This window comes from Apibacter mensalis, assembly GCF_001418685.1.
GTDB classification, from domain to species: Bacteria; Bacteroidota; Bacteroidia; order Flavobacteriales; family Weeksellaceae; genus Apibacter; species Apibacter mensalis.
This window is the reverse complement of record NZ_LIVM01000002.1, coordinates 162,353-173,756: the sequence shown is the minus strand read 5'-3', so window position 1 is coordinate 173,756 and position 11,404 is coordinate 162,353. Positions and strand designations below refer to the sequence as shown.

15 protein-coding genes and 1 tRNA gene are annotated in these 11,404 nt (G+C 30.0%); 12 read left to right on the top strand and 4 right to left on the bottom strand.

The window, feature by feature from the left end; translation table 11 throughout:
• The 12 genes from ASC36_RS02110 to ASC36_RS02055 all read left to right on the top strand — a co-directional run.
• Positions 1–818, top strand: an 818-nt coding sequence (locus ASC36_RS02110; RefSeq protein WP_055424834.1) for a hypothetical protein, incomplete at its 5' end; no start/stop codon positions are given.
• A gap of 774 nt (positions 819–1,592) precedes the next feature.
• Positions 1,593–2,582, top strand: a complete 990-nt coding sequence (locus ASC36_RS02105) for an N-acetylmuramoyl-L-alanine amidase (protein ID WP_055424833.1) — start codon at positions 1,593–1,595, stop codon at positions 2,580–2,582.
• Positions 2,495–2,944: an N-acetylmuramoyl-L-alanine amidase family protein gene (locus ASC36_RS10420; protein ID WP_082435377.1), complete on the top strand. Its 450-nt coding sequence runs from the start codon at positions 2,495–2,497 to the stop codon at positions 2,942–2,944. Before ASC36_RS02105 ends, ASC36_RS10420 begins: the two co-directional genes overlap by 88 nt.
• A gap of 2 nt (positions 2,945–2,946) precedes the next feature.
• Complete coding sequence (locus ASC36_RS02095) at positions 2,947–3,348, top strand: hypothetical protein (protein WP_055424831.1); 402 nt, start codon at positions 2,947–2,949, stop codon at positions 3,346–3,348.
• 33 nt (positions 3,349–3,381) lie between these two features.
• Positions 3,382–5,085: a hypothetical protein gene (locus ASC36_RS02090; protein ID WP_141656172.1), complete on the top strand. Its 1,704-nt coding sequence runs from the start codon at positions 3,382–3,384 to the stop codon at positions 5,083–5,085.
• 125 nt (positions 5,086–5,210) lie between these two features.
• Entirely contained in the window at positions 5,211–5,498 is a 288-nt protein-coding gene (locus tag ASC36_RS02085) for a hypothetical protein (RefSeq protein WP_055424829.1), read from the top strand.
• Positions 5,495–6,031, top strand: coding sequence for a hypothetical protein (locus tag ASC36_RS02080; protein WP_055424828.1), 537 nt, complete (start codon positions 5,495–5,497; stop codon positions 6,029–6,031). Before ASC36_RS02085 ends, ASC36_RS02080 begins: the two co-directional genes overlap by 4 nt.
• Positions 6,032–6,115: 84 nt before the next feature.
• Positions 6,116–6,796 carry a hypothetical protein gene (locus tag ASC36_RS02075; protein WP_141656171.1) on the top strand — a complete coding sequence of 227 codons (681 nt, stop codon included), beginning with the start codon at positions 6,116–6,118 and terminating at the stop codon, positions 6,794–6,796.
• A 35-nt stretch (positions 6,797–6,831) separates the two neighbouring features.
• A complete protein-coding gene (locus ASC36_RS02070) occupies positions 6,832–7,302 on the top strand; it encodes a hypothetical protein (RefSeq protein WP_141656170.1) in 471 nt (156 codons plus the stop codon).
• 23 nt (positions 7,303–7,325) lie between these two features.
• The gene (locus tag ASC36_RS02065; protein WP_055424825.1) at positions 7,326–7,595 is read left to right on the top strand and encodes a hypothetical protein; all 270 of its coding nucleotides are present in this window, start codon (positions 7,326–7,328) and stop codon (positions 7,593–7,595) included.
• 337 nt (positions 7,596–7,932) lie between these two features.
• Positions 7,933–8,016: transfer RNA gene (locus tag ASC36_RS02060), tRNA-Leu, on the top strand.
• 356 nt (positions 8,017–8,372) lie between these two features.
• Positions 8,373–8,726 (top strand): hypothetical protein, encoded by a 354-nt coding sequence (locus ASC36_RS02055; RefSeq protein WP_055424824.1) that lies wholly within the window; start codon positions 8,373–8,375, stop codon positions 8,724–8,726.
• A gap of 59 nt (positions 8,727–8,785) precedes the next feature.
• On the opposite strand, the gene ASC36_RS02050 is transcribed toward ASC36_RS02055, so the two are convergent.
• The 4 genes from ASC36_RS02050 to ASC36_RS02035 all read right to left on the bottom strand — a co-directional run bounded on the left by ASC36_RS02050 (position 8,786) and on the right by ASC36_RS02035 (position 11,284).
• On the bottom strand, positions 8,786–9,463 hold the full coding sequence (locus ASC36_RS02050; protein ID WP_055424823.1) for an OmpA family protein: 678 nt from the start codon (positions 9,461–9,463) through the stop codon (positions 8,786–8,788).
• A 31-nt stretch (positions 9,464–9,494) separates the two neighbouring features.
• Entirely contained in the window at positions 9,495–9,971 is a 477-nt protein-coding gene (locus tag ASC36_RS02045; RefSeq protein WP_055424822.1) for a lipocalin family protein, read from the bottom strand.
• A 66-nt stretch (positions 9,972–10,037) separates the two neighbouring features.
• Positions 10,038–10,508 carry a DUF6702 family protein gene (locus tag ASC36_RS02040; protein ID WP_141656169.1) on the bottom strand — a complete coding sequence of 157 codons (471 nt, stop codon included), beginning with the start codon at positions 10,506–10,508 and terminating at the stop codon, positions 10,038–10,040.
• Between the two features lie 62 nt (positions 10,509–10,570).
• The gene (locus ASC36_RS02035) at positions 10,571–11,284 is read right to left on the bottom strand and encodes an LOG family protein (protein WP_055424820.1); all 714 of its coding nucleotides are present in this window, start codon (positions 11,282–11,284) and stop codon (positions 10,571–10,573) included.
• Positions 11,285–11,404: the final 120 nt, after the last annotated feature.

Below are 11,404 nucleotides of genomic sequence, written 5' to 3'. Positions count from 1 at the left end.
ATCAAGCGGTACTACATATATCGAAAGATCGGGGCAAAAGTTATCAAGAATTATTGCTACCCGAACAAGAGATGAAATGGATTGATACCAGCCAGGATTATTCATTAGTAGAAGCTCAAAGTAGATTACCCGATAACAGTAAAAAAATTTCCCAATATCTTTTAGATCATAAGAGTCTAAAATTGGTTAAAATAGATGAATATGCTTCTGATGCTAAAATCAATTATGAAAATTTTAATGGTAAATATGTCATATATTCCAATCGAGGCGATTTAAAACTGATTAATTTATTGAATCGAGAAGAAGAATACCCCTTGCCAGACTATTTAAACAATCAGCCATTTTATTTAACTGCGCAGGGTAATATTCTAACTTTACAAAAAAATCAGATCATCAGTTATGACCCTAAAACCCAAAACCAGCAAATCATCAAAAGTTTTAAAAATAACTATGATATCTTACTATATCAAGATGACACTTTTATTTTGGGTAAACCTAACCTGTTAAAAACGTCTGCAACTTTTTATAATGAAGAGGAAAAAGAGTTATACACAATTGATTCAAATAATGCTAACTTTTACCGCTATAAAAATTTTGTATGCGACTATAAATCTTTATCATCTATATATCCGTCGATCCGATATTCGTATGATTATGGACAAACTTGGTTTGAACAAAAGTTTACAGGCTTTTTTTCTGCCTCTCGTCCGATTGGGTTTTATAAAGATAAGTTTATTATTTTTCATGCATCATTCCATGATAAACCAGAGCCTGAAAATCGAGGGGGAAGGATTTTAATCGGTGAATTTGAAAAATAGGACATTGTTAAACACGCTTAGTATAATATAATTATTTTTGATTTAATTTATCTATTAATCATACATATTTTATTGGTATCACGAGCAATTAATGGAAATGTAAAAGTCTCCAATGGTTTTGAAGAAAGGAAGAAGTTTACAGAAATATGAAAAGGTATAATGAAATATAATGAGTGTATTAATAAAAAAATAAAGGAATCTTTTTTATTCTAATAATTTTATTAATTTTTTCTTGTCAAGGACAAGTTAAAAATGTTTATAGTAAACAAAAGATTCAAGATGAGAGCGAAGCTCATAGTATTAAAAATAATATTTTTCATATTCAATTTGATAATGCAGGGGAACTCCATAAAAAATTAGTATCGAAACAACCGTATGATCATTTTATAATTCAAATAGAATAAGGAAATATAAAATTTAAAGAAAATTATAAATTAGTAATTAGTAACTATGGTGATAGAAATGATTTAACATTTACTTTGACAAAAGTAAGTAAAAAAAATATACCTTAGAAATTATACAAGAAACCAGACATTTAACGGTTGATAAATTCATCATTGAAAAGGATAAAAACAACTTATTAGAATTAATATCCATGGAACAAATCCGATCGGGAAATACTATTCAAATCTGTAAATATAGTATGTCAAGAAAGAAAGGAAATGAAATTAATTTAATCATAAATTCAATTAATGATCCTACATGTTTCAACGTCAAAAATAAATCATATTAAAAGTTAGATACATAAACAAAAAAATAAACTTATAACCCAAAATGGAAAAAGAAGCAACCTCGCCGGACAATAAACAATCACAACCCAATCAATCCGACAAAAGTGTGCTACAACCTCAAACCGATTCCTATTCAGTAAACCCCAATCAAATTGTCTATGATATGGTTCATCAGGATGATTTTATCATAAATGTAGCCGACGTGTACTTCGCCCGTAAAGTACTTGTACTCAACAAAAAAGATGAATATGTCTATGTGAAATTAAATCAAGCCTCTTTGGGTGACAAAATTTATCTGGTTGCCAAATGTTACGGTACTCCCCGAAAAGGTAAATTAGTGCTCAGTCTTAGGGAAATTGAAAATACCGATACTACCCAAAACCTGTATTCCAATAATCCGGTTCCTTTTTTAGTCAATGGTGAAGAAAAAACAGAAATGGAATATACCCTAGACGGCTCCATTACTTATGCAAAGGAAATAGAACTTCGCCCTAAAGACGATAAAAAATATCAAGAATTACAAGAAAAGTTAAAAAATACCAAAACCAAAAACACTTTCTTATTTGTAAGGGCAAAAATAAAAGAAACAACCGCAATTAGGGTAACATTTAAAAGCTTCTTTGCAGGTGAATTCGATGCGGTTAAGGGATCAAGGTATTATGATTTTTTAAATGAAGAAAAAAATCTATTTGAAGTAAAACCAAAATTACCTTTAATAATTATCGATGCTGGTCATGGTTATGAGAAAGGAAGTACAGGTGCAGTAAGTTATATATATACATATAAATCCAAAGACAATAAAACATCCACTTCAAATGTAGAAGATCTTCCTCAATATGTTATTGATGATTTATCATTAATTATTTCAACTAAGGAAGATCCTGATAGAAATGAAAAATTTTTAGTATATGATGTCTCAATAAAACTAAAAAAACTCTTAGAAGAATTGGGTTATTCCGTACTTTTAACAAGAGAAGACGATCATTATCGGGTAATGATGATGAAAATACACGAAAAAAACGTATCGATTTAGCTAATGATAATAAAGCTGATTATTTTATATCAATACATGCGGACGGTGTTGCAGGATATAAAGCTTCAGGATCTCATGTGATTTACCCGAACGTTGGAAATGATGAAGTCATTCGTTTAAGTAAGGAGTTGGCGGTTGATATATTTAGCAGTTATGATATTGTGGAGGTGGAGAAAAATTCCCCTAAACAGGATATAAGAGGATTGCAAGTATTGGGTAAATCAAATAAAACTAAAAGAAAAGTTTTAATTGAATTAGGTTTCGTAACTTCTCCAAAAGATGCAAAACTTTTGTTTACAAAAATAGATGAAATATCCGTTCAGATAAGGGACGGACTGCTAAAAAACTTAAAAAAATTTTAATTATGAGTCATTGTAAAAAGAATATATATTTACTATTTGCAATAGTATTGATTTCATGTAATACAAGTTTTGCAGACGAAAATAAACATGAGTTTAATAAAACTTTATCAACTGATAGTGCTTCATGTCAAAAACCTATAATAGAGTATTTTCCAAATGGAAAATTAAAATTATCAGGATGTCAAGGAATTTTTAATGGTACAGGAATCCAAGTTGGTTTATGGAAAACATACGATGAAAAAGGCGATTTAATCGAAACCACCTATTATCATCCCGATGAATTCGGCAAAGACTATAAAATCGTAACACAATATAAGAATGGAAAAGTTGTTTCAAAGAAGATTTACAATTTTGATGATTTATATGAGACTGAGTTAAAAGAGCTTTTCACCATACCGAAATAATAAATAATTGAAAAATGAAAAAATAAAAATCCAATGACGTCCTCACCGCCCTATAAACCCAAAACAACACAACAATTTTACCGCTTTTTACAAGAAGAGCAGACCCTCATCCATGGCATGGAAGAGAAGAACGATAAAACCGCACTCATATACTGCACCCGTTACCCGGTGAAAGAGTTTTTTAACGTAGGTTGGGAAACTTTTAAACCCCAATATTGGAGCACTCGTATGTCTGAAACCGATAAAATCCTACATAAGAAATTAGATCTGATTACTTCCAATTTGCAAATGATAATCTCACCACAAGGCACTCTGCACGACCTTACCAATGTCATTGAAATACAAAAAAAAGCAGATAGGATACTCAACGACCTTTCCCATAAGTACTTAGGAGGTAATGCTCAAAAACTATTTAAGGCTTATCAAAACTATTATGCCCATAAAAGAAATATAATGTCATCCCTATGCTCATACAGTGCAATTGGTCTGTTACTTCCTCCTTACACCGCAGTACCTCGTGAAGTAAAAAATGTAAAATTAATGGAAAGCATACTTTTTACCCTACAAGAAAAAAGTAAACCAATAACTGACACAGAAATAAAAATAACCGGAAAACTACAAGAACAACACGAATTATCAGACTTACAAGCGTTAGCTGAGCTCAGAAAAATAAAAATAAAAAAGCAAGATATTCCCAAGCTAGAGCTCTATGAAGGCATCTATCATCTGCAACCTGATAAATCCGTCAAAAGTGCCTCTCTATCTATTCATTTCTCTTTTGGAGAAAACTATAAAAAAACTCTTCACATACACCATTTACAACAAAAACTAGATAATAAATACGGAAAAGGAAAATTCCATGCTGCTTTTATTATGGCGCTATTTTTCTGTCTGTTTTTTACTTCGTGTTCTAATGATTCACATGCCAGCAGGGCAACAAACTCAGGCAATATAGGTGGGTCTATTGAAGGAACTACCCATGCAGGGCAATCGAGCGGAGCAAGAATTCAAATAACGAAAACGGGACAAACAGTTACATTAAACAAACCGCCTTTTGGGGATAATCCAACGGTATTAGATGCCTATTTTGCCCAACAGGATACTAAAACTAAAGAGTACAAAAAAATAAATTCAGCAGCTATAGGTGATATAGTATATATTGTAGTAGATACTGCAAATCTATTTGCAAAAAAAATCACCGTTACCATTAAAGACAAAAATAACATCATATCCGGTAATATCCCTTTTCAACAATATAAATCAATTGGTAATGAATTTGCTGATAACGGTGAAGATGTAAAAGGAATATTTGAAGCAAAAGTAAGAAACGAGATAAACGACCAACGTTTTGCACTCTATAAAATAGCTCTGAAAGGAAAAGATGAAGTAACGACAAAAAAATGGAAAGAAGCTATTGAAAAACACTCAGAGAAGAAATTACAACTTAGCCTTACCGTATTGGCAGATGAAGAAAATGTTATTTATTGCGGCTCTAATGATGCCAATGATACTGAAAAAAATGTCTGGCTAAATCAAGAAGGTAAATGGTTCGAGGTTGATATATGTGTTTGTGGAGATTGGGCAAACATTAGTTCATTTATTGATAAGGAAGATTTTATTGGTGGGAAAACACCAGGTATTGAAGAAAACTGTTTTGCTTATGCTTTAGCAGAAATGGAGAGAGTTAATTTTACCCTTAAATCTAAAGGCTGGATGATAGTAAAGGAACAAATATAAATCCTGATATTTTTCAAATTTTCTTAGCACAAGACATTCTAGGAAGAAAGAAAGGAGTTCAAAAAGAAGAATTTAAAAAAGGGATCCAATATTTAAAAGATTCAATTAAAAATAAAATACCCGTAATGGTTGGAGTTGATAATCACCCCGGCTCCCCTAATGCGGATAAAACCACCGATCATTTTATGGTAATAGTGGGAATGGGGAATGATTCAGTTGGAAAATATTTTTTATTTCATGATAATGCTATGGGAAATAAAAACGTAGGAGCCTCCAATGAAAATAGGTTGTATTGTAAATGCAAAGAATATAAATTAGAAGGTGTGGCTGACAAAAGAAATACCTATTTTTCATCAGATGCCGGATATAAAAAATATACGGTATCCCAAATAAGAAAATCTAAAAGAAAATGAAAAAAATAGCACTCTGTTTACTCATTCCCTTTATCGTTAATTGCAGCGGAGGAAATGTGTCTAACACTAACCCAGTTCAAACAAACATAGAATCAGAAGATGTAAACTTCATTCTTAGTAATTCCCTTACCCTAATAAATGGTGAAAAAATCTCATTATCAAATATATATGCTATACCTAACAATATAGATTCTATACAAGTGGATAAGGTGCAATTTGAAGCAACATTATCTGATTATTGTGGAAAAGGAAACTATATATATGATGAAGAAAAAATGGATGGTTTTTTATCTAAAAAACTCGAATTTATTCTTTATTATCAATATAAAAAGAATAATACAGAACCCACTGCATTTAACTTTAAACAAGATAATGTAAATATTTACTTAACCGTTGTTAACCATGAAATAATTACAAAATATTGTAGGAAAAGAAATATACGAACACGAAATACCGCATTTTTATTAAAGGTTTATTCAAACGGAGCTAGATATAATTTACTGGCTATTAATGATGTAAAAACTATTGAATAAATATTAAATCAATAGAAATAAAAAAGAATTAGTCTTAAATAATATTAAAAGGTTGATGTAATGATAAAAAGAAACAATTTTAAAATGAGAATATTATTACTAATTCTATGGTCATTGGCTAACCTATCATGCAGTCAAAAAATAGAAAATCAACCAGCAGTTACTCAAACAATCTCACAACAAGAGTTTGAACCAACGGTGTATCAACTTATTAACTTTTTTAATAAAAAGGATTTTGAAGGAATTAACCAATATATTCATAAAGATATAGGACTTTTCATTGTATATAATGCGAGTACCAGCCCAACAATGAGAAGAATTGAACAATTTAAATCGAATAATAAAATAATTGAAAATACTATACCGTCTTGGGTAGAAGATGAATTGCTAGGGGTTTCAATATCTGGCAATCCTAAAATACGATATGAACAATATCCTACATTTAATTCATGTAGTGAAAAAGTTACTAAACTAGGTCTGTATGCCAATCCAAAAGAAAAAAATATTGAGGCTTTAAAAATAGCGCTTGATTATTATCATTGGGAATTAAAACACTATCAATTTGAAAAAAATCCTGTTTGGGAGGAATATCAATCCATTGCCGATAAAATAGCCCCTAAAACAGTTAAAGTTGTATATATAGAAAACTTTCCAGATATATTACCGAATGATGAAAAAAATATTTTCATATTTTATCTTACACAACCGGATAATAAATGGTATTTAACCATTCTAGATTTTTATACTATGGATTGCAGCACATAAAAAAACGATAAATTGAAGAATAATGAAGGTAGAAGATGAAACATTTAATATATATCACATTACTCATGTTTAACATCTCATGTGTAAAAACAACAGCAAAAACAGAACAACCTGTTTACAGACTAAAAATCAGCGAACAAGAAGAATTAATCTTCTTAAATTACAATAAAGAATTCAAACTCTATTCAAAGCCAAGACTTAATAAAAATGGGGTTATATCTAAAATCGAAGGATATGGTGACGAATATGAAGATACGACTTATACAGGCATTTACTCCATTGATATTAAAATATCTGAAAATAAACATTATGTTAAAATGGATGCTATTAGCAAAGGCTATGTTGAATTATCAGACAAAGACAGTATGCTACATGAAAACTATCAATGTGTCATTATCGACATCAAAAAATCAAAAGTAGTTTGGTCTGGGGTACAAATGTGTGACGGTGAGTGGAAAGATAATCAATGGATAAGTAATGGACAAGTCGAATTTGACGGCAAGTAAAAGGTTTAGAGTACGAACGAGTAATGGTGGTAATTGATGATGAAGAATCACGAGGCTTTTTGTTTAATTATGATAAATTATTCGAGGTCACTCCTTTATCGACAAATGATGAAAAAAATATTCAAGAAGGAAAAGAAACGGGTATGGATAGAACCCGACGATTATTCTATGTTGCATGTAGTAGAGCAAAAGAAAGTTTGGCTATTGTCGCTTATACTAATAATCCTGAAATGTTAAGGAATAATCTTATAAAATTCGAATGGTTTAGTAGTGATGAGATTAAAATTATTTAATGAAATTGTATTAGCAGATGTCGACTCCATTGGTAGTTTCCTATATGTACTATCGAAATTGGTATAACAGGATGACAATATAATGCATGTAATTTCAAATTTAGAAGATTAAACCGGTTTGAAATTAAATGTCAATGAAAATTTTATATTTTATTATTTTTATTAAATTTGCTAGTTGTATTGAGGTATTATTATTCAGCCTTACTATTTAGTAGTATGACTAGCATAAAATATTTATCACATACACTAAAAAGTGACAAAAGTAAAATGGTTTTCATGTAAATAATTGATATATTTATATGTTATTTAATTGATAATCACATCTAAAAAATTAAAGACTCACGTGGTGGAATTGGTAGACACGCCATCTTGAGGGGGTGGTGTCCATACGGATGTGCCGGTTCGAATCCGGTCGTGAGTACTTCGTTTTATTGTTAAATAATTTAATAAGTTTGGAATTAACTTTAATTCTTTATAAATATTAACTGTATATTAAAAAAAATAAGATAATTTCAGTTTAATTAAAAATTCACAACTAATCTCCCGGAAGTATATTTGACAGAGTAAAAAACATATAATTCTTATTTATTATAAGAATAATATAAGTAAGAATATCTGGACTAAATGTCTTTTTTAATTTAATAATAATATAAATATGTAAAAAGAACAATATTTTTAAAGATTTAAAAATAACATAACTAATAAGATATTTTTATAATTTTGAAAAATGATTTATATTTTATTATTAATTTATAAGAACATGTAACAATCAATATTATGAACGAAGCTCAACAATGGAGTAAAATTGAAATTTTTTTTAAAGAAAAGTTTGCACAGGAGGATATCCCCGATTTAAATACGATGATTTTTTTAATAGGTCTACAGGAGCTAGGGTTAGGATATAAAAAGTATAAAAAAGATGAAAAAATGAATCTGATACATATAGCTGTTTGTAGATTGTTGGAACCTTTCGGTTATTATAAGCTCGATGGATACGATAAGGATCAATGGCCACATTATAAATTAATTGAAAAACTTCCTGACTTAAAGCCTAATGAACAAACCTTGCTTATGAAAAAAGCGATAATTCAATATTTTATGGATGAAGAATTATTATATTTTGAAAAATAAAAAGACAAACTTTCGCTTGCCTTTCTATTCAAAATTATATAAAGTATAAAATATATTTATTAGTTAGATTCTGCTTTTGCATCACGAATCATTTTTTCGTTAGCAGTAATAGAAAATTCAACTCTTCTGTTTAAGGCTCTACCGGCATCAGTACTGTTATCACCAATTGGGTCAGCTTTTCCAAAACCTTTAATGGTAAAACGACTGGAGTTAATACCATTTTTGGATAAATAATTAGCAACGCTTTTAGCTCTGTTTTCAGATAAGGTTAAATTATATTGATCAGCACCTTTGGCATCAGTATACCCGAAAATACCAATATTAGTATCGGGATATTGTTTAAAAATAGATATAATTTTATCTAAATTTTGTTGAGCAGTAGGGGTTAAAGTAGCTTTATCAAAATCAAAACGAATAGCGTTTTCATTAAGAACTACCTTGATACCTTCACCCACACGTTCTACAGAAGCCCCAGGTACACTTTCTTGGATTTGACGTGCTTGTTGATCCATTTTGTGACCAATCAAACCTCCGGCAGTTCCACCCACAGCAGCACCTATTACAGCTCCTAAAGCAGCATTATTTTTATTACCTACATTATTTCCGATTACAGCACCTAAAACACCTCCGGCAACAGCTCCCAATCCGGCACCTTTTTGGGTGTCGTTGGTGTTACATGACATAAGAATGCTTACAGACAATAAGATTAATGTTAATCTCGTAAATATTGATTTCATAATTATAATTATATAGTATTTTTCAAGTTATTTATTTTAATTTACCGGATGCTAATTTGCTGAAATGGTAGGTAATAGTAACTCCGCTGATAACCTGACTTAATTTGAATTCATTTTCAGAAAGAATTTCATATAAATAAGTAGTTCCTGTAGTTACTTTTCTTGCTCTGTCTCCTTCATTAAGCAATTTTAAAACAAGCATGTTTTGTTTATCTATGTACCAAGTAAAGTTTTGTGTTAATGCAGGGCATGTGTTACCACCCTGTAGAGTAAAGTTGCCTTTATTGTTGTTAGCTATAAAATACCATACACTATTTTTTAAGCATTGAGCATCATATTCATCAAAGGCTTTAACTTTTACCATATTTTCAGAATATGAAACCCGATCAAGATTCCATGTGCCTCTTACATCTCTTTGAGAAGATCTATCAAGAGCAACAGAATTTGAAGTAGAGCAAGAGTAAAAAATAAACATGCTCAAAATTCCTAAAATCATTAATTTTTTCATAAAAGAAATTTATTTAAAATTTATAATTATATATAATTAATTACTATTATTTTTTTATCAAAATTATTAAAAATTGATCTTTCCGGATTCAGAACCCTTTTTACAGACTAAAGATTTCTTTTGTCCATTGACGATGAAATTTATAAAATTCTGTTGATCGGGATATATATCTAATAATAACGAATTCCTTATAGTAATGGAAGAAACCGAATTAATCCCCGGCACCTCATAATAAATCCAAACAACATTTCCGTCCGGATTTTTAGATGAAAAAGTAAAATTTACCGCAGTATCATTAATACTAATTTTAACATTGTTTTGAAGATATTTATTTAATGCTAAATCAAAATCATTGGAATTAACTTTTTTTCCAAGGACTTGTTCAATATGCTCAAGATTAACTTTTGAAGAAACTTTTAAAGTTTTGCTACTAGATACATACTCCACCTTGGTAATAGAAGTGAAAAAATCCGAAGAATAAATAGTATAGGAACATAAACATAGAAAAGATAAAACAATAAGAATAAGCTTTTTCATTATGCGTTGAATTATATGGTCACTCATTCTGTAAACGCAAACAAATTTAATGCCAAATAGATCTAAAAATTTTGTTTAATACTGTATTTATCATAAAAAGCATGTATGTGTCCCACCGCTTCATCTGCAGTATCTACTAGCCTGAACAAACTGAAATCAATCTCTTTGATATAATTTTCCTCGAGCATTGATTTTCGCATCCATTCCAACAATCCACTCCAATAGTCAGTACCTACCAGCACAATTGGGAATTTTCCGGTCTTTTTGGTTTGTATTAAGGTTAAAGCTTCAAACAGCTCATCCATAGTTCCCAATCCCCCGGGCATTACTATAAAACCCTGTGAATATTTGAGAAACATAACTTTTCTGACAAAAAAATAATTGAAATTCATGCTCAATTTATGATCCACATACGGATTACTTCCCGTTTCAAAAGGTAATTCAATATTAAGGCCAATAGACTTTCCCCCTGCAGCTTGTGCTCCTTTATTTCCAGCCTCCATAATTCCGGGGCCTCCCCCGGTAATAATTCCAAAACCTATTTTAGTAAGTTTACATGAAATTTCTTCCGTTAAATTGTAATATTTGCTTTTAGAAATAGTTCGAGCAGAGCCAAATATTGAAACACAAGGACCAATTTTAGTCATGGTTTCAAAGCCGTTTGTAAACTCAGCCATAATTTTAAAAAGCATCCAACTATCTCTGGTTTTTATTTCATTCCAATTTTTTTGCTTAAAATTTTGGGCGATAAACTCTTTTTCTTCTGAATTATGCATTTTAATATTTTTTTAGTTACTTGTACAGCAAAAATACTGCATATTATAATTTCTTTATCATTAAGTTGTTAATCATTTGACAAAGATCTTGATATTTTTACTTAAGCGTTTCTGATCTTT